The sequence below is a fragment of the Nocardioides lijunqiniae genome (genome assembly GCF_015024225.1).
Taxonomy (GTDB): domain Bacteria; phylum Actinomycetota; class Actinomycetes; order Propionibacteriales; family Nocardioidaceae; genus Nocardioides; species Nocardioides lijunqiniae.
The window spans coordinates 52,191-70,373 of the sequence record NZ_JACJGM010000025.1 but is presented as its reverse complement, the minus strand read 5'-3'; the positions used below and the strand labels follow the sequence as shown (position 1 = coordinate 70,373).

Annotated in this window: 16 protein-coding genes and 1 riboswitch; of the genes, 5 read left to right on the top strand and 11 right to left on the bottom strand. The window is 72.3% G+C overall.

What is annotated here, in order from left to right; genetic code table 11:
• Window positions 1–104: 104 nt before the first annotated feature.
• From IRQ30_RS24260 to IRQ30_RS15710, 5 genes are all read right to left on the bottom strand, one after another.
• Window positions 105–467, bottom strand: coding sequence for a DUF3017 domain-containing protein (locus tag IRQ30_RS24260; protein ID WP_193613953.1), 363 nt, complete (start codon window positions 465–467; stop codon window positions 105–107).
• Entirely contained in the window at window positions 464–1,312 is an 849-nt protein-coding gene (locus tag IRQ30_RS15725) for a bifunctional methylenetetrahydrofolate dehydrogenase/methenyltetrahydrofolate cyclohydrolase (RefSeq protein ID WP_193609557.1), read from the bottom strand. Before IRQ30_RS15725 ends, IRQ30_RS24260 begins: the two co-directional genes overlap by 4 nt.
• 142 nt (window positions 1,313–1,454) lie before the next feature.
• A complete protein-coding gene (gene purH / locus IRQ30_RS15720) occupies window positions 1,455–3,044 on the bottom strand; it encodes a bifunctional phosphoribosylaminoimidazolecarboxamide formyltransferase/IMP cyclohydrolase (RefSeq protein ID WP_193613952.1) in 1,590 nt (529 codons plus the stop codon).
• Window positions 3,045–3,072: 28 nt separating this feature from the next.
• Window positions 3,073–3,148: riboswitch (ZMP/ZTP riboswitch) on the bottom strand.
• 24 nt (window positions 3,149–3,172) lie between these two features.
• Entirely contained in the window at window positions 3,173–3,793 is a 621-nt protein-coding gene (purN, locus tag IRQ30_RS15715; RefSeq protein WP_193613951.1) for a phosphoribosylglycinamide formyltransferase, read from the bottom strand.
• Window positions 3,794–3,809: 16 nt separating this feature from the next.
• Window positions 3,810–5,084 carry a cell division protein PerM gene (locus IRQ30_RS15710; RefSeq protein WP_193613950.1) on the bottom strand — a complete coding sequence of 425 codons (1,275 nt, stop codon included), beginning with the start codon at window positions 5,082–5,084 and terminating at the stop codon, window positions 3,810–3,812.
• Window positions 5,085–5,186: 102 nt separating this feature from the next.
• Between IRQ30_RS15710 and IRQ30_RS15705 the strand changes: the two genes are divergently transcribed.
• The 3 genes from IRQ30_RS15705 to IRQ30_RS15695 all read left to right on the top strand — a co-directional run bounded on the left by IRQ30_RS15705 (window position 5,187) and on the right by IRQ30_RS15695 (window position 8,492).
• A complete protein-coding gene (locus IRQ30_RS15705; protein WP_193613949.1) occupies window positions 5,187–7,043 on the top strand; it encodes a SigE family RNA polymerase sigma factor in 1,857 nt (618 codons plus the stop codon).
• 86 nt (window positions 7,044–7,129) lie between these two features.
• Window positions 7,130–7,639 (top strand): RNA polymerase sigma factor, encoded by a 510-nt coding sequence (locus tag IRQ30_RS15700; RefSeq protein WP_193613948.1) that lies wholly within the window; start codon window positions 7,130–7,132, stop codon window positions 7,637–7,639.
• On the top strand, window positions 7,632–8,492 hold the full coding sequence (locus tag IRQ30_RS15695) for a hypothetical protein (RefSeq protein WP_193613947.1): 861 nt from the start codon (window positions 7,632–7,634) through the stop codon (window positions 8,490–8,492). Before IRQ30_RS15700 ends, IRQ30_RS15695 begins: the two co-directional genes overlap by 8 nt.
• Before the next feature lie 48 nt (window positions 8,493–8,540).
• Here IRQ30_RS15695 and sucD read toward each other — a convergent pair whose 3' ends face one another.
• Together sucD and sucC are read right to left on the bottom strand one after the other, a co-directional pair.
• A complete protein-coding gene (sucD, locus tag IRQ30_RS15690; RefSeq protein ID WP_193613946.1) occupies window positions 8,541–9,434 on the bottom strand; it encodes a succinate--CoA ligase subunit alpha in 894 nt (297 codons plus the stop codon).
• A 10-nt stretch (window positions 9,435–9,444) separates the two neighbouring features.
• The gene (sucC, locus tag IRQ30_RS15685) at window positions 9,445–10,605 is read right to left on the bottom strand and encodes an ADP-forming succinate--CoA ligase subunit beta (protein ID WP_193613945.1); all 1,161 of its coding nucleotides are present in this window, start codon (window positions 10,603–10,605) and stop codon (window positions 9,445–9,447) included.
• 341 nt (window positions 10,606–10,946) lie between these two features.
• On the opposite strand from sucC, the gene IRQ30_RS23495 reads away from it, so the two are divergent.
• The gene (locus IRQ30_RS23495; RefSeq protein WP_227467677.1) at window positions 10,947–11,975 is read left to right on the top strand and encodes a M23 family metallopeptidase; all 1,029 of its coding nucleotides are present in this window, start codon (window positions 10,947–10,949) and stop codon (window positions 11,973–11,975) included.
• 52 nt (window positions 11,976–12,027) lie between these two features.
• Here the strand turns inward: IRQ30_RS23495 and pcrA are convergent, their stop codons facing one another.
• Complete coding sequence (gene pcrA / locus IRQ30_RS15675) at window positions 12,028–14,460, bottom strand: DNA helicase PcrA (RefSeq protein WP_420827609.1); 2,433 nt, start codon at window positions 14,458–14,460, stop codon at window positions 12,028–12,030.
• A 192-nt stretch (window positions 14,461–14,652) separates the two neighbouring features.
• On the opposite strand from pcrA, the gene IRQ30_RS15670 reads away from it, so the two are divergent.
• On the top strand, window positions 14,653–15,672 hold the full coding sequence (locus tag IRQ30_RS15670; protein ID WP_193613944.1) for a type IV toxin-antitoxin system AbiEi family antitoxin domain-containing protein: 1,020 nt from the start codon (window positions 14,653–14,655) through the stop codon (window positions 15,670–15,672).
• 120 nt (window positions 15,673–15,792) lie between these two features.
• Here the strand turns inward: IRQ30_RS15670 and IRQ30_RS15665 are convergent, their stop codons facing one another.
• From IRQ30_RS15665 to IRQ30_RS15655, 3 genes are all read right to left on the bottom strand, one after another.
• Window positions 15,793–16,149: a hypothetical protein gene (locus IRQ30_RS15665; protein ID WP_193613943.1), complete on the bottom strand. Its 357-nt coding sequence runs from the start codon at window positions 16,147–16,149 to the stop codon at window positions 15,793–15,795.
• Window positions 16,150–16,229: 80 nt separating this feature from the next.
• Window positions 16,230–16,709, bottom strand: a complete 480-nt coding sequence (locus tag IRQ30_RS15660; protein ID WP_193613942.1) for a universal stress protein — start codon at window positions 16,707–16,709, stop codon at window positions 16,230–16,232.
• Window positions 16,710–16,711: 2 nt separating this feature from the next.
• Window positions 16,712–18,151: an amino acid permease gene (locus tag IRQ30_RS15655; RefSeq protein ID WP_193613941.1), complete on the bottom strand. Its 1,440-nt coding sequence runs from the start codon at window positions 18,149–18,151 to the stop codon at window positions 16,712–16,714.
• Window positions 18,152–18,183 lie beyond the last annotated feature (32 nt).

Sequence of the window (18,183 nt, the reverse complement as noted above, 5' to 3'; positions counted from 1 at the left end):
GTTTCGCCGGTCGACCGGCGATTCTGGTGCTTGGCCGCCGAAGTTTCAGCGGTCAGGGTCCAGTTTCGCCGGTCGACCGGCGAAACTCATTTGGCGACGCTCGTCTACAGCGGCTGCTCGGGGATCGTCTCGGCGAGGAGCAGCAGTGCTGCGCCGACGCCGGCGAGGAGCAGGCAGTCGAAGGCGCGGTGGCGCACGGCGAGCATGCCGGCGTCACGTCGCGGCAGCACGAGGCGCAGCAGCGCCCCTGCCTCCAGCGACACCGCCACCCAGCGGACGCCCAGCCGCCAGTTGCCGGCCACGACGATGCCGAGACCGATCGCCGTCGTGACCAGGATCGCGAGGTAGAACGCGCCGCCGATCGTGGACGGATAGCGACGCTCCTCCGGTGGGGCCGCTGCCGCGGGCTCGCTCTCCGCGACCGGCTCCTGCGGGAGCCGGTCGTCGGGGAGAGCCCCCTCGGTCACGAGGAGGCGGCCTTCTCGGCCATCGAGACGATGTTCGTGAGCAGCATCGCGCGCGTCATCGGGCCCACGCCTCCGGGGTTGGGCGAGACCCAGCCGGCGACGTCCCACACGTCGGCGGCCACGTCACCGGCGATCTTGCCGTCGACGCGGGAGACGCCCACGTCGAGCACGGCCGCGCCCGGCTTGACCATGTCGCCGGTGATGATCCCCGGTACGCCGGCGGCCGCGACGACCACATCGGCGTTGCGCACGTGTGCGGCGAGGTCACGGGTCCCGGTGTGGCACAGGGTCGTGGTCGCGTTCTCGGAGCGGCGGGTCAGGAGCAGGCCGAGCGGCCGGCCGACCGTCAGCCCGCGGCCGACCACGACCACCTCGGCGCCGTTCAGCTCCACGCCGTGGCGGCGCAGCAGCTCGATGCAGCCGATGGGCGTGCACGGCAGCGAGCCCGACTCCCCGAGCACGAGCTTGCCGAGGTTGAGCGGGTGCAGGCCGTCGACGTCCTTGTCGGCGTCGACGCGCGAGAGCAGCGCGAACTCGTCCAGCCCGGTCGGTTGCTGCACCAGGAAGCCGGTGCACGCGGGATCGGCGTTCAGCTCGTCGATCACGGCCTCGACCTCGGCCTGCGTGCTGGTCGCCGGCAGGTCGCGCCGGATCGACTCGATGCCGATCTCGGCGCAGTCCTTGTGCTTGGCGCCGACGTACCAGTGCGAGCCGGGGTCGTCGCCCACCAGCACCGTGCCGAGGCCCGGGAAGACCCCGCGGTCGTTGAGCAGCTTCACGCGCTCGGTGAGCTCGGCCTTGATCACCTTGAGGGTCGCGGACCCGTCCAGTCGCTGTGCGGTCATTCGCTACATCCTTGCATTGGGGATCTCCTGGTTGCGCTTGGCGCGCTCCTCACCGGGTCTCGACACGCTCCGTCGCGACCTCGTCCCTCGGTCGCGGTCGCTGCTCGACCACCGACGATCGCTCCGGCTCGCGCCGGAGCGATCAGTGAGCAAAGTGCCGGGTGCCGGTGAAGTACATGGTGACGCCGGCCGCCTTCGCGGCCGCCACCGTGAGCTCGTCGCGCATCGAGCCACCGGGCTGCACGATGGCGCTGACGCCGGCGTCCATCAGCACCTGGGGTCCGTCCTCGAAGGGGAAGAACGCGTCGGAGGCGGCGACGGAGCCGGTGGACCGCTCGCCGGCACGCTCGACGGCCAGCTTGCAGGAGTCGACGCGGTTGACCTGACCCATGCCGACGCCGACGGAGGCGCCGTCCTTGGCTAGCAGGATGGCGTTGGACTTCACGGCCCGGCACGCCTTCCACGCGAACGCGAGGTCGGCGAGCTGCTCGGGCGAGGAGGGCTCGCCCGCGGCGAGGGTCCAGGTCGAGGGGTCGTCGCCCTCGGCGTCGACGTGGTCGCGCACCTGCATCAGCACGCCGCCGCTGACCTGGCGCAGCTCCGTGCGCGCCTCGCCCGCGGGCTGGTCGCAGACCAGGATCCGGATGTTCTTCTTGCCCTGCAGGACCTCCACGGCGCCGTCCTCGTAGGCGGGGGCCACGATGACCTCGGTGAAGACCTCGGCCACCTGCCGGGCCATCTCCACCGACACCGGCCGGTTGGACGCGATCACGCCGCCGAAGGCGGAGACCGGGTCGCAGGCGTGGGCGCGGCGGTGGGCCTCGGCGGCGTCGGCGCCGACCGCGATGCCGCACGGGTTGGCGTGCTTGATGATCGCCACGGCCGGCTCGTCGAAGTCGGCGGCCGCACGTCGGGCCGCGTCGGTGTCGACGTAGTTGTTGTAGGACATCTCCTTGCCGTGCAGCTGCTCCGCGCCCGCGAGCCCGCCGCTGCCGTCGACGTAGAGGGCGGCGCCCTGGTGGGGGTTCTCGCCGTAGCGCAGGGTCGCCGACCTGGTCCAGGTCTGTCCCGCGAACGCCGGCCAGCCGTCGCCCGCCCCGTCGCCCGCCCCGTCAGCCGCCGTCTCGGTCCCGACGTACGTCGAGGCGAACCAGCTCGCCACGGCCACGTCGTACGACGCGGTGTGGGCGAACGCCTCGGCCGCGAGCCCCTTGCGCTGGGCCAGCGTGAAGCCGCCGGCCCCGACCGCGGCGAGGACGTCGCCGTAGGCCGACGGGGAGACGACGACCGCGACCGAGGGGTGGTTCTTGGCCGCCGCGCGCACCATCGACGGGCCGCCGATGTCGATCTGCTCGACGACGTCGTCGGGGGCGGCGCCGGACGCCACGGTCTCGCGGAAGGGGTAGAGGTTGACGACGACCAGGTCGAACGGCTCGACCTCGAGCTCGGCGAGCTGCGCGACGTGCGACTCCAGGCGGCGGTCGGCCAGGATGCCGGCGTGCACGCGCGGGTGCAGGGTCTTGACCCGGCCGTCGAGGCACTCGGGGAAGCCGGTGAGGTCCTCGACCTTGGTGACCGGCAGGCCGAGGCCCTCGATGAGGGCTGCGGAGCCGCCGGTCGAGACCAGGGCGACGCCGGCGTCGTGCAGGCCGCGGACGAGCTCCTCGAGCCCGGACTTGTCGTAGACGGAGACCAGCGCCCGCTTGATCGGGATCTGCGTGTCGTCGCTCACAGGGTGCACTCCTCGGTCGAGAGAAAAGGAGGGCCACCCAGGCGGACGATGGCCGTACCACGATCACTCCCCGGTGGTTGCCCACCCGCGCCAGTCGTGTGGGACCAGCCTATCGGCCCGCGGCCGGGTCACCGAACGCGGCCGAAGCGCACCGCGCGGCCCTCGACGGTGAAGCCCTCACGGGCCATCCGACCCACCGCGTCGACCAGCATCTCCCGCTCCGCGGCCTTGATCCGCTCGTGCAGCGAGTCCACGGTGTCGGCCTCGTCGACCTCGACGGCGCGCTGGGCGACGATCGGACCGGTGTCGACCCCGTCGTCGACGACGAACAGCGTGCAACCGGTGACCTTGACGCCGTACTCCAGCGCGTCGGCGGGGCCGCGCATGCCGGGGAACGACGGCGACAGCGCGGGGTGGGTGTTGACGACCCGGCCACCGAACCGGTCGTGGAACTCCTGTCCGACCAGCTTCATGAAGCCCGCCAGCACCACCAGGTCGGGCTCGAAGCCGGCCACGGCCTCGGCGGTGGCGCGGTCCCACTCGTCGCGGCTCGAGAAGTCCTTGACCCGTCGCACGAACGTCGGCACGCCGGCACGCTCGGCGCGCTCGAGCCCCTCGATGCCGTCGCGGTCGGCGCCGACCGCCACCACGCGCGCGCCGTAGGCGTCGTCCGCGCAGGCGTCGAGCAGGGCCTGGAGGTTGGTGCCGGAGCCCGAGACGAGGACGACGAGGCGAGCAGGACCGGTCACGCGCCAGATCCTAGGCTCAGACGGGCCCGAGGTCCTCGTCGGTCTCGGCCCCGCGGCGCTGCCACCACGTCATGGCGAGGCCGCCGAAGAGGGCACCGATCCCGAAGGCGGCCACGGCGTAGACGAGGACGTCGAACGCCAGCGGCCCGACGTCGCGCATCCGTCCGGGCCCGGCGGCGCCACCCGCCACGAAGGCGAGGACGCCGAAGAGCAGCCCGGCCAGCACCCCGCCGGCGAGGCCGCGCACCGCACCCTCCTCGTAGCGCAGGGTGGGCAGACGCCGCTGGGCCCACGCCGCGCCGAGAGCGGCGACGAGCACCGGCGCGACGACGAGGTACGTCGTCCAGCCGGCCGGCGGGCCGCTCTCGGGGAGCGCGGCGAGCAACGGGAACATCGGCAGCGGCCCGATGACCACCGCCCCCGGCGAGACCAGCGTGCCGACCCCGACCGCGAAGCCCGGGCCCAGCAGGTAGGCGCCGGCGAAGATCGTGGCGTTGGGCAGGAGCAGGGCGCTGAGCAGCGTGAAGAGGGTGGCGTCGCCCGCATCGGTCTGCAGCTGCGACATCACGTTGACGGCGGTGCTGAGGTCGAGGACCAGCGCCGTGGCGAACGTCGCCAGCGACACGACCAGCCAGGTGACCAGGATCCGGCGGCAGGCGACCAGCCCGGCGCGCACCCACGGCGGCACGAACGAGGCCCAGATGGCGGCGCGCCCCGAGCCGACCGCGATGGCGGAGCCTCCGAAGGCCGCGGTGAGCACCAGGGACCAGAGCACCACGGCGCCCGTGTCGGGCGCGGTGGCCGACGTGGCGGCGAGGCGCGCGGCCAGGACCGCGGTGGCGACGTAGCCGGCCGCGAAGAGGGAGGTGGCCAGGGGGACGGTGAGGTCGCGCTCGCCGTCGGCGATCCGCACGGCGTCGGGGCCGTGCCCCGAGACCGACTCCCCCACCCGCAGCCCGAGGCGCCAGATCGTCCAGGCGCACAGCACCGTCAGGCCCAGCGGGACCAGGGTGACCGCGGCACCGTCCACCGTGACGCCCGACCCGTGGGCCATCAGCCAGCCCAGGGTGCCGGCGCGCAGGCCGTCGCGCGGCGTGCCGTGGGCGCCGGCGTCGGTGAGGAACCAGCCCACCACCCCGACGGCCAGGCAGACCACCAGCACGCTCGCCGCCGCGGCGACGCCGCCGAGCGGCGCCAGGAGCACGAGGGGGCGTCGGGTCGCCAGGTCCTCGGAGACCTCGGCCGCGGAGCGCTCGCGGTGCCGGGTCGAGGAGGGCAGCAGTGACGTCATGACCGATTCATCATCACGCGGGCACCGCCGCCCACGGCGCAGCCACGCCGACCCGGTCCGGCTTTGGGGGCCTCGCGCCCGCTCGCGTACCGTGGACCGGCGATGAGGGACCCCGACGCTTTCGACGCGTTCTACCGCGATGCCGGCGAGCGGCTGCTGCTGCAGACGTACGCCCTGACCGGCGACCTCACCGCCGCCCGCAGCGCCGTGCGCGACTCCTTCATCGTGGCGTGGCACCACTGGCGCAAGATCTCTCAGCTCGACGACCCCGAGGCGGCGGTGCGGCCCCACGCCTGGCGCCACGCGCAGCGCCGCCACACCGCCCGCCTGTGGCACCGCGACAAGTCGATCGAGCCCGACGTCAAGGCCACCCTCGACGCCCTCGCGACGCTGACCGTCCCCCAGCGCAAGGCGCTGCTCCTGACCCAGCTGGCCAGCGTCTCCATGCCGGAGATGGCGCGTGAGATCGGCGTGCCGCTCGAGCAGGCCGAGCGCGACCTGCAGGGCGGGGCGGCGCAGTTCGCGCTCGCCCGCGACGTGAGCGCGGCCGAGATCCCGCTGCAGTTCGAGCGGCTCAGCCAGGTCGTGCACGGGGTGCGGTTCCCCCGCGCACCGATCGTGCGGCGGGCGGGGGCCGCGCGGCGGCGTACCCACACGACGGTCGGGGTCGTCGCGCTCGTGGCCGCCTTCCTCCTCAGCGGCTCCCTCATCACGGACGCGACCGGGGTCCGCCCCACGCTCGACCTCGACCGGGCCACCGCCGCGCCCGACCGCACCGTCGACACCGGGGGCCCGCCGGAGGTGGTGCTGCCCGAGGAGAACCTCCTCACCGTCGCCCAGGTCACCGCGGGGCTGCGCGACCGGGTCTGGACCGAGGGTGAGACGACCGACAACTCCGAGGGCAGCGGGATGCTGACCCCCTGCCAGCGCGAGCGCTACGCCGATCCCCGGGGCCGCGCCGCCCTCGTGCGCACGTTCACCTCGCCGCGGGTCAAGAAGCGCCCGGCGGTCTCGGTGGTGCAGTCCACCGAGGCGTCGCGCTCGCCCCGGGCCGCGCAGCGGGCCTACCGCAACGCGCTGGGCTGGTACGCCGGCTGCCAGACCGAGCGGGTGCAGCTGCTGTCCACGCGCCGCGTCGAGCAGGTCGGCGACCAGGCGATGATCATGACCCTGCGGGCCTGGGCCGCGCCGGTGGAGACGCTCACCGTCGCCATCTCCCGTACGGGCCGCTACGTCACCATGACCTCCTCGCGCACCCGTGCCGACGTCGAGCCCGACGTGCCCTCGGCCGCGCGGCTGCTCGGCACGGCGGTGGGCGACCTGTGCACGCTGCCCGAGGCCGGCGCCTGTGCGTCACGGCCGCGGGTCACGACGGTCCCGCCGCTGCCGGTGGGCGAGCTCCCGGCGATCCTGGCCGAGCTCGACCTGCCGCCGGTGCAGGGCGTCGAGCGCCCCTGGATCGGCACCCCGCCGGTGCAGGCGAACCAGAACACCGCCTCCACCCGCTGCGAGAGCGCGTCGTTCGCCGGGGCGTTCGACGGCGCGAGGTGGAGCAACACCGCCACCCGCACGTTCGTGATCCCGCAGGCGGGCCTGCCCGACCGCTTCGGCCTGACGGAGACGCTCGGCGCGCTGCCCGCCAAGCGGGCCGAGCGCTTCGTCGAGCGCGTCCGCACCCGGCTCGCGGCCTGCCCGGACGAGGACCTCGGCACGGACGTGACCCGCATCGCCCACCGCGACGAGCGCGACGTCGACGTGTCGGTGTGGCAGCTGACCACCGAGATCTCCGACACGGAGTCGGTCAGCTACGCGATGGCGATCCTGCGCCGCGGGACGTCCGTCGCGCAGCTGCAGTTCGTCCCGGCGGGAGACGCCAAGCTGGCCGAGGGCGCCTTCGTCGACCTGGTCGACCGCGCACTGGACCGGCTGGGGCGGCTCCCGGCACCCGATCGGGGCTGACCCCGCAGATTCCCGTCCCCGGCATGCAACCGTGGTGGTCGTGAGCGCGTAAACCTCCCGACAGCCACGACAGACGGGACCAGCCGATGGACGAACGCGAGTTCGACGAGCTCTACGCCGCGTCGTTCGCACGCCTCACGGGTCAGCTCTACGCGATGATCGGCGACCGCGACGAGGCCCAGGAGTGCGTGCAGGAGGCGTTCGTCCGGGCGTGGTCGCACCGCCGCAGGCTCGACCGGGCGCAGCACCCCGAGGCCTGGGTGCGCACGACGGCCTACCGCCTCGCCGTCAGCCGCTGGCGGCGCACGACGCTGGCGCGCCGGCCGGCCGACCGCGCGGTCGGCACGGCCACCCAGGCGCCGCCGCCCTCCGAGGCGCACGTCGCCCTGGTCGCCGCCCTGCGCGAGCTCCCCGAGGACCAGCGCCGGGCGCTGGTGCTCCACCACATCGCCGACCTGCCCGTCCATGCCGTCGCCCACGAGGTGGGGGCGCCCGAGGGCACCGTCAAGGCCCGCCTCAGCCGCGGCCGCGCGGCGCTGGCGGCCCTGCTCACCGACGACCCGCACGACCTCGAGGAGGGCGCGACCCATGCCTGACCCCATCTCCGAGCTCGAGAGCTTCGACCCGGGAGGTCCCGTGACCCCGCTGCCCGCCGCCGAGGTACGCCGCCGCGGTGACCGGCACCGCCGCCGTCGTACGGCGGGCGTCGCGCTGGCCGCGGCGGCCGCGGTCGCCGTCGTCGCGACCGGAGGCGCCCTGCTCTTCGGGGGCGACCCCGCCGACGTCCAGCCGGCAGAGCCCCGCCCCTCGCTCACCGTCGACCCGACGTGCTCCTCCTCCGACGACGGCTGCGCCGGCACGCCGGAGGCGCCCGACAGCGACCCCGCCGACATCCCCGACGACCTGCCGCTCGCCTCGGGCTGGCCGACCGAGCACGAACCGGGCGACGAGCACGGGTTGACCGGCCCCGGGGAGGACGTGCCCGCGCTCGAGGAGGCGCAGGCGTGCGGCACGGCGCTGCCCGCCGCTGATGCCCTGGACCGGCTGGCCGCCGGGTGGGCGAACCCCGAGGACTACCGGTCCCGCCTCCTGCTGACCTTCCAGGACGCGCAGGCGGCGATCGACTACCAGGGGCTGTTCCTCGAGCCGTACCGAGCCTGCCCCCGGGAGGAGACCCCCGACGGCTACACCACCCTCGTCGACGTGCGGCGCACGGCGGTGGGAGGCGAGTCCTGGGCGGTGGTCCGCAGCTTCGAGTCCGAGGGGAGCCCCGCCATCGGTCTGGAGGTGCTGCACGTCGTCCGGGTCGGGCGCTCGCTCCTGGTCGACGTCACCAGCAGCGAGGGCATGGCCGACGACGCCGACAGCACGATCGCCGCGCAGACCGCCGACGCCGCCGAGGTCGTGGCCGCGATGTGCGCCTTCACCGAGGCCGGCTGCGTGAAATGACCGCTGGCCCGCCCGAGGAACTCGGACGGGCCAGCGGGACGTGCGGTGCTACAGGCTCTGCAGGATGTCCCGCATCAGCTGGGCGGTCTCGGACGGCGTCTTGCCGACCTTGACGCCCACGGCCTCGAGGGCCTCCTTCTTGGCCTGCGCGGTGCCGGACGAGCCGGACACGATCGCGCCGGCGTGGCCCATCGTCTTGCCCTCGGGGGCGGTGAAGCCCGCGACGTAGCCGACGACCGGCTTGGTGACGTTGTCCTTGATGTAGGCCGCCGCCCGCTCCTCGGCGTCGCCGCCGATCTCGCCGATCATCACGATCGCCTTGGTGTCGGGGTCCGCCTCGAACGCCGCGAGGGCGTCGATGTGGGTGGTCCCGACGATCGGGTCGCCGCCGATGCCGATGGCGGTCGAGAAGCCGAAGTCCCGCAGCTCGTGCATCATCTGGTACGTCAGCGTGCCGGACTTCGACACGAGACCGATCGGGCCGGTGCCCGCGATGGTGTGCGGGGTGATGCCGGCCAGCGACTCTCCGGGCGTGATGATGCCCGGGCAGTTGGGGCCGACCATGCGGGTGGCCCCCGTGTTGCTGGGCCCGTCGAGGTAGGCCCACACCTCGGCGGTGTCCTGCACGGGCACGCCCTCGGTGATGACCACGAGCAGGCCGATGCCGGCGTCGATGGCCTCGATGCAGGCGTCCTTGGTGAACGCCGGCGGCACGAAGACGACCGACACGTCGGCGCCGGTCTCCTTCATGGCCTCGGCGACGTTGCCGAAGACCGGCAGGTCCTTGCCGGCGAGCTCCACGGAGGTGCCGGCCTTGCGGGCGTTGACGCCGCCCACGATGTTCGACCCGGCCTGGACCATCAGGGTGGTGTGCTTGGAGCCCATGCCGCCCGTCATGCCCTGGACGATGATCTTGGAGTCCTTGTTGAGGTAGATAGACATGTCTTCGTCCTTACGCGTTCGCGAGCTCGGCGGCCTTGTCGGCCGCTCCGTCCATCGTGTCGACCTGGGTGACCAGCGGGTGGTTGAGCTCGTCGAGGATCCGGCGGCCCTCCTCCACGTTGTTGCCGTCCAGGCGGACGACGAGCGGCTTGGTGGCCGCGTCTCCGAGGATCTCCAGCGCGCCCTTGATGCCGTTGGCGACCTCGTCGCACGCGGTGATGCCGCCGAAGACGTTGACGAACACGCTCTTGACCTGGGCGTCGTTGAGGATCACGTCGAGCCCGTCGGCCATCACCTGCGCGTTGGCGCCGCCGCCGATGTCCAGGAAGTTGGCGGGCTTGACGCCGCCGTGGGCCTCGCCGGCGTAGGCGACGACGTCGAGGGTCGACATGACCAGGCCCGCGCCGTTGCCGATGATGCCCACGTCACCGTCGAGCTTGACGTAGTTGAGGCCCTTGGCCTTCGCCTTGGCCTCGAGCGGGTCCGCGGCGTCCTTGTCCTCGTACTGCGCGTGGTCCTCGTGACGGAACTCGGCGTTCTCGTCGAGCGAGACCTTGCCGTCGAGCGCCTCGAGGACGTCGCCCTCGAGACGGGCCAGCGGGTTGACCTCGACCAGGGTGGCGTCCTCCTCGACGAAGACCTTCCACAGGTTCAGCACGAGCGTGACGGCCTGCTCGGCCAGCACCTCGGGGAAACCGGCCTCGGCGACGATCTCGCGCGCCTTGGCCTCGTCGACGCCGGTGCCGGCGTTGATCGGGATCTGCTTGACGGCGTCGGGGTTGGTCTTCGCGACCTCCTCGATCTCGACACCGCCCTCGACGCTGGCGATGCAGAGGTACTGACGGTTGGCGCGGTCGAGCAGGAAGGAGAAGTAGTACTCCTCCAGGATGCTCGCGGCCGGCGCGACCAGCACGCGGTGGACCGTGAGGCCCTTGATCTCCATCCCGAGGATCGCGGTGGCGTGCTCCTCGGCCTCGTCGGGGGTCTTGGCCAGCTTGACGCCACCGGCCTTGCCGCGACCGCCGGCCTTGACCTGCGCCTTGACCACGCAGACGCCCAGCTGCTCGGCCGCCGCGCGCGCCTCGGCGGGCGTCGTGGCGACGATGCCGGGTGCGCCCGGGACGTCGTGCTTGGCGAAGAGCTCCTTCGCCTGGAATTCCATCAGATCCACTGATCCACCGTGTCCTCAGATTTGAGCGGGCAGCCACGGACGGCCACGCGCCGCTTTTGGGGTATCCCTGGCACCCTAGTCCCGGTCACCGGCGTACGACGAGACCGGTGCGACGTGATGCGGGGCATACGCCCCGCGCGGGACCGGGTCGCTCTCCGGCCGGATGGCGCGTTCGGCTGACGGAGCGGCCAGGCTCGGCCAGACTGGTTCTCCACACGGGGGCCCCGCACGATTTTCGGGTCCGTGACCCATCCGTTACAGTTCTGGCTTCCGTGCGTACTTCCCCTGTTTGCGCGCGCTGAAACATCCACCACACCACCGACGACACGGAGCGACTATTCATGGGTAGCCACCGAGCGGATCGAAGCGGCTCCAGCCGCCGACCCTCGGGGACTCCCGGCAGTCGCCGGGCCGACGTAGGTGTCATCACGACCGACGGGCCCAGCACCTACGTCGGCCGCCGCGCCGCCCGCCCCGCCCCCGCCGAGCAGGCCGGGCTGCGCACCGAGGTGCTCGCGGCCGTCGCCGCCGCCCCGGTGGTCGAGCCCGTCGCGACCGCGACCGCCTCCTCCCCCGTGGTCGCCGCCCGCCAGCCCGGCTGCCGCAAGGCCGTGCGGCACGCCGGCTCGCGCGGCCCGCTCTTCCGCGGTCTCCCGTCCGCCCCGCTGCTGCTCGGTGTCGCGACGCTGGCCGTCGCCGTGGGCGGCGCCCTCACCTCCACCAGCCCCGACCTCGCAGCGGGCGCCGCTGCCGGCGTCCGGCAGCCCAGCGCCCTCTCCGGCGCCAGCGGCACCGGCAGCGTCTACCTCGGTGACCGCGAGCAGCAGGTCAGCCGCGACTCGCGACGCGACGCGCTCGCCGACACCGCCCCGACCGAGCTGGTCGCCGCCGCCGAGAAGCAGGCCAAGCAGCGCAACGCCGCCCTCGCGCAGTTCGCGAAGCAGGCCGAGGCCCGTGCCGGCCAGATCGCCCTGAACCTCTGGGTGATGCCGCTCGACTCGGTCCAGCTCACCGCCCGCTTCGGCCAGTACGGCCTGTGGTCGAGCTACCACACCGGCCTCGACTTCAACGGCGAGACCGGCGACCCGATCTACGCCGTCGCCAACGGCGTCGTCACCTCCACCGGCTCCGACGGCGCCTACGGCAACAAGACCGTCGTCACGCTCGAGGACGGCACCGAGATCTGGTTCTGCCACCAGACCGAGATCTTCGTCAACGAGGGCGACGTCGTGCGCGCCGGCGAGACCATCGGCACCGTCGGCACCACCGGCAACGTCACCGGCTCGCACCTGCACGTCGAGGTCCGCCCCGGCGGCGGCGACCCGGTCGACCCCTACCAGGCCTTCCTGGTGCACGGCGCGACCTTCTGAGGGTCTCCCCCTCCGGCGTACGCCGGTCCCGCGCCTGCCCGGCCGGGAGCGCTCAGAGCTTCTCCACCGGGGCGTAGCGCAGCAGCAGCCGCTTGACGCCCTCGGACCCGAAGTCGATCGAGGCCACGGCCTTGTCGGCGCTACCCTCGAGCGCCACGACCGTCCCCATGCCGAACGAGTCGTGCACGACCCGGTCGCCGGGCTCCAGCGACGGGATCTCGCGCGCCGGCTTGGCCTTGGCAGCGGCGTCGGCCCGGGCGGCGGCGGAGGAGAAGTTGCGGCGTCCGGCGGCGGTCGGCGAGCCCATGCTGGCCGGCGAGCCGTCGGCGAGGTTGGGTCGACCCCAGCGGGTCTGGGCTGCCTCGGTGCGGCGCCAGTCGACCAGGTCGACGGGCAGCTCGTCGAGGAAGCGCGACGCCGGGTTGTGCGAGGGCGCGCCCCACGCGGAGCGGACCACGGCCCGCGAGATGTAGAGCCGCTCGCGCGCGCGGGTGACGCCGACGTACGCGAGGCGCCGCTCCTCCTCGAGCTCGGGCTGGTCGCCCAGGGAGCGGGCGTGCGGGAAGACGCCGTCCTCGAGACCGGTCAGGAACACGACCGGGAACTCCAGGCCCTTGGCGGTGTGGAGGGTCATCAGCGTGACCACGCCCTGGTCGTCGTCGTCGTCGGGGATCTGGTCGGTGTCGGCGACCAGGGCGACGCGCTCGAGGAAGTCGCCCAGCCCGGGGGCCACCAGGCCGGCGTCGACGTCGGTGGGGTCGGCCGACGGGCCGGCGACGGGGTCGTCGGAGAACTCGCGGGCGACGGCCACGAGCTCGGCGAGGTTCTCGAGCCGGGTGGCGTCCTGCGGGTCGTCGGAGGCCTCGAGCTCGGCGAGGTAGCCCGAGCGGGCGAGCACGGACTCGAGGATGACGTCGGCGCGCTCGTCGGCCTCAACCATCGACTGCAGCTCCTCGACCATGGCCACGAAGCCCTTGATGTTGGTCAGGGACCGGGTGGCGAGGCCGGGCGCCTGGTCGGCGCGGCGCAGCGCCTCCCAGAACGTCAGCCCGTCGCGCTCGGCGAGCAGGCTGACGCAGGCGACGGCGCGGTCGCCGATGCCGCGCTTGGGGGTGTTGAGGATCCGGCGCAGCGAGACCTGGTCGTCGGGGTTGCTGAGCATCCGCAGGTAGGCGAGCGCGTCGCGCACCTCCCGGCGCTCGTAGAAGCGGACTCCCCCGACCACCTTGTAGGGCTGGCCGGTGCGGATGAACACCTCCTCGAAGACGCGCGACTGGGCGTTGGTGCGGTAGAAGACCGCCACGTCGCCGGCACGGCCGCCCTCGTCGACGAGCTTGTCGATCTCCTCCGACACGAACCGCGCCTCGTCGTGCTCGTCGTCGCCGACGTAGCCGGTGATCCGCTCGCCGTCGCCGGCGTCGGACCACAGGCGCTTGGGCTTGCGGCTCTTGTTGTGGCCGATGACGGAGTTGGCGGCGGTGAGGATGGTCTGCGTGGAGCGGTAGTTCTGCTCGAGGAGGATCGAGGTGGCGTTGGGGAAGTCCTGCTCGAAGTCCATGATGTTGCGGATGTTGGCGCCGCGGAACGCGTAGATGGACTGGTCGGCGTCACCGACGACCATCAGCTCGGCCGCCTCGACGCGCTCCTCCCCCTCGACGACCTCGGGGTTGTCGGCGCACAGCTGGTGGATGAGGGCGTACTGGGCGTGGTTGGTGTCCTGGTACTCGTCGACGAGCACGTGGCGGAAGCGGCGGCGGTAGGTCTCGCGCACCTCGGGGAACGCCTGCAGCAGGTGGACCGCGGTCATGATCAGGTCGTCGAAGTCGAGGGCGTTGGCCTCGCGCAGGCGGCGCTGGTAGAGGGAGTACGCGGCGGCGTACTGCTCCTCGACGTGGTTGCGGCTGTCCTTGGCGACGTCCTCGTGGTCGCGCAGCTCGTTCTTGTGGTTGCTCACCCAGTGCAGGACCGGGCCGGGCTGGAACTTCTTGGCGTCAAGGTCGAGGTCCTTGATGACCAGGCTCATCAGGCGCTTCTGGTCGGCGGCGTCGTAGATGGAGAAGTTGGACTTGTAGCCCAGCTTGTCGATCTCCTTGCGCAGGATCCGGACGCAGGCGGAGTGGAACGTGCTCACCCACATCAGGCGCGCGCGCTTGCCGACCAGCTCCTCGACGCGCTCCTTCATCTCGCCGGCGGCCTTGTTGGTGAACGTGATCGCCAGGACCGAGCCCGGGTGGGCCCTGCGCTCCTGGATGATCCAGGCGATCCGGCGCGTCAGCACCCGGGTCTTGCCCGACCCCGCACCGGCCACGACCAGCAGCGGCGACCCTTCGTGCATCACCGCGGCACGCTGCGGCTCGTTGAGGCCCTCGAGCAGCTCCTCCCGCGTGGGACCACGCCGGGAGGTGCGCGGCTCGTCCACGGCGGGCCCCTCCATCCCGGGGAACGCGAACTGTGCTGCCTGGGCTGCTCTCGACGGCGTACTCATGCTGGCTCAAGCCTACGTCCGGGGTCCCCCGGGGCTGGTGCTGGCGCATGTAACACGTCGTCCTCGTCACTTCCCGCCCGTTGCAGCGGGCTGAAAGAGCCGGGGACGACGTGTTACATGCCTGCTGGGCGGTTCTCCACAACCTGGAGATCGCACGCGTGGGCAGGGCGGCGGGCGGGCAGGCGTTCGGGCATGAGACCCGAGGTGATCGCGCTGATGGGGGCCCAGCACGGGCTGATCACCCGTCGGCAGGCGATCGACGTCGGCATCTCCGCTGACCGGGTCGATCGGATCGTGCGCAGCGGGGGCTGGGTCGCCCTGCGACGGGGGGTCTACGCCGACGCAGAGCTGGTGGCGGCCGCCGCCACGATGCGCGCGCGCCGGCTCTGGGTGGACCGGGCCGTCAGCCTCTCGCTGGTGCGACCGCATGTGATGAGTCACGATTCCAGCGCGCTGGAGCTCGGCCTGGCGATCCTGCACCCTCCCCAGCCCCGGACGCACGTGACCCGGCCGGGCCTGGTCGGCTCGCACCGTCGACGCGAGGTCACCGAGCACCTGGCGCCGTACCGAGACGACCAGGTGGTCACGGTGGCAGGACGTCGCGTGCTCGACCTCGCTCGCACGGCGGTGGACATCGCGCGGGAGCACCCGCTGGAGTACGGCGTGGCTGCGTGCGACTCGGCGCGCCGGATGGGATGCGAGCTCGACGCGCTCTCCGCTGCGGTGCTGCCGATGCGCAACTGGCCGCATGTCACGCGAGCACGTGAGGCGGTCGAGCTGTCGGACGCCGGCGCGGACAACGTCGCCGAGACGCTCGCGAGGCTCCTTGTGAGCGAGCTGGGGCTGGGCCGGCCGCAGACCCAGTTCGGCCTCACGGACGGCCGGCGAACCGCGTGGTGCGACCTGCGGCTCGGACGCCACCTCATCGAGTTCGACGGGCGCATCAAGTACCAGCGCCTCGACGAGGGAGGCGTCGCGCAGGTGGCGGCCGACGAGGTCGTCTGGCGCGAGAAGCGGCGTCAGGACTGGCTCTGCGGCTTCAAGCTCGGCATGTCCCGGCTCGTCTGGTCCGACCTGTGGGGCCGCGAGCGCCGGGAGACGCTGGAGCGCCTCCGCCGCGAGTACGGCGAGACCACGCGCCTCTTCGGCACCTCGATCGAGGACCTGACGCCGTTTCTGGCGCGTGGCCCGCGCACGCGCCCGCCCACCTGACCTGCCGCGCCGCCGTCGAAGTAGGTCCTCCGGAATGCATGTAACACGTTGTCGTCGGCTCTTTCAGCCCGCTGCAGCGGGCTGAAAGAGCAAAGGACGACGTGTTACAGGCAGATCGACCTACGCGTGCGCGGAGGACCAGAGGACGGCGACGGCGACGTTGGCGACGGTGAGGAGGAGGAGGCCCACCCAGAGGCCCTGGGGGATGCGCTCCTTGCGGAGGTTGGCCATGACGAGGACCAGGATCACGAGGCCGATGACGAGCTTGACGCCGACCTTGGCGTGGTTGACGTCGCCGTCGCCGGCCTCGAGGACGCCGACCAGCGCGAGGCCCGCGAGGAAGGCGGTGCCGGCGCCGTCGCGCATCGCCCCGTTGACCGCCTTGAACTGCGAGCCGGCCTGGACCACCAGGCCGCCGAAGAGCGCGGCGAAGCCGAGCAGGTGCACGATCAGCAGGATCTGGCGCAGGGTGTCCATGACCGCAGACTAGTGACCCGCCCCGTCCCGCACCCAACCCGATCTCGCGCCGGGCCGGGCGGCCCGAGGCAGAGCGCCGTCTACTTCTTCGTGGCCTTGGGCTTGCGCTTGCGCGGCGCCGGTCGTACGACGAGCACCGGGCAGGGCGCGGAGTGCTGGACGCGCTGCGCGGTGCTGCCGAGCAGCACGGTGTCGCTGAGTCCCCGGCTTCCCGCGGCGACCACCACGAGGCCGGCGTCGGCCTGCTTGGCCGCCTTGATGATCTCGGTGGCCGGGGAGCCGCTGCGGATCCGGATCTGCACCTTGGGTCCCCAGCCGTCGAAGACGCCGGCCACGACCTTGGTCGCGGAGTCGGCGGCGTCGCGGAAGGACAGCGACTCCAGGTCGGCCTTCGGGGACTGGCGCGGTGAGAGGTCGTCGGCGAACGCCACGGCGGCGTACGGACGGATCACCGCGACCACCGAGATGGTGGTGATCTTCTCCGGGTCGGCGAACGACTTCAGGTGCCGGGCAGCCGCGAGGGACTGCTTGGACCCGTCGGTGGCGACGATGACGTGCATGGTCACAGCTCCTTCTCGGCCGCGGCGGTGCCGGGCTCGATGTCGTTGGATCGGTCACGGGAGCCGAAGAAGTACTCCGCCAGGAAGAGCACCAGGCCGACGCCGAGCAGACCCGCGCACCAGATCAGCGAGTGCGGGTCGTCGTAGATCGTGAAGTAGAGGATCCCGAGGTTGCCGACCAGGCCCACGAACAGCAGCGGGGTGTTGGCCCGGTAGAACGGCTCGCCCTCGTCCTGGCCACGCAGCTTGAGGCAGGCGACGATCACCAGCGCGTAGATCGCCAGGAGGAGGACGACCGTGACGGTGGCGAGACGCCCGACCAGGTCGATGCCGCCCCCGGCCTCCGTCACGAGGGTGCCGATGACCAGCAGCGAGCCGACGACGACGCCGGAGAAGATCAGGCCGACCCAGGGGCTGCGGCGGACGGGGTGGACCTTCGCGAACACCGCGGGAACGACGTCCTCCTTCGCCATGCCGTACAGCACGCGGGGCTGGGTGACGATCGTGACCAGCGTGGTGTTGGTGATGGCGATCAGCGCGATGACCGAGAACAGTGTGGTCATGAAGTCGGTCGAGATGGGCAGGATGCCGGTCTTGACCACCTCGAGCAGCGCGGCGTCCGAGGTGGCCAGCGTCTCCGTCGGCACCGTCAGCGCGGCGGCCATCGAGACCAGGACGTAGACGACACCGGCGACGATCATGCCGCCGACCAGCGAGCGCGGGAACGCCTTGTAGGGGTCGACCGTCTCCTCGGCGACGTTGGCGGTGTTCTCGAACCCGGTCATCGCGAAGAACGAGAAGGAGATGCCGGCCAGGACCGCGAGCGCCGGGCTGCTGAACTCACCGGACGTGTCGATCTCGGTGAGCACGCCGAAGTCGGCGTTGCCCTGGAAGATGAAGACGATGCCGATGATGAGGACGATCACGAGGCCGCCGACCTCGACGAAGGTCATCAGCATGTTCATCCACACCGATTCGGTGATGCCGATGAAGTTGACGACCACGAGCAGCGCCACGAAGACCAGCGAGACGATCAGGGCCGGCGGGCCGGACCAGAGCGTGTCGAAGTAGGAGGCGAAGCCGACCGCCAGCGATCCGGACGCCGCCATGCTCGCGGCGAGGAAGGACACCGTGATCAGGAAGGTGAGCGGGCGGCTGCCGAAGGCCTTGTTGACGTAGAGCGACGCGCCCGCGGCTCGCGGGTACTTCGTCACCAGCTCCGCGTACGCCGACCCGGTGATGGCCGCGACGGACACGCCGAGGGCGAAGGCGATCCAGAAGGCGCCGCCCACGGCGGCGGCGACCAGGCCGACGAGGACGTAGATCCCCGAGCCGAGCACGTCGCCGAGCGTGTAGAAGAAGAGCAGGCGACCCGTGATGGTCCGCTTGAGCTCCTCGCCCCCCTCGGGCTCTGCCGTGGTGTCGGGACTCGCAGTGCTCACAGGGGCCTCCTGGCTCGGGCGATGCGTCAAGC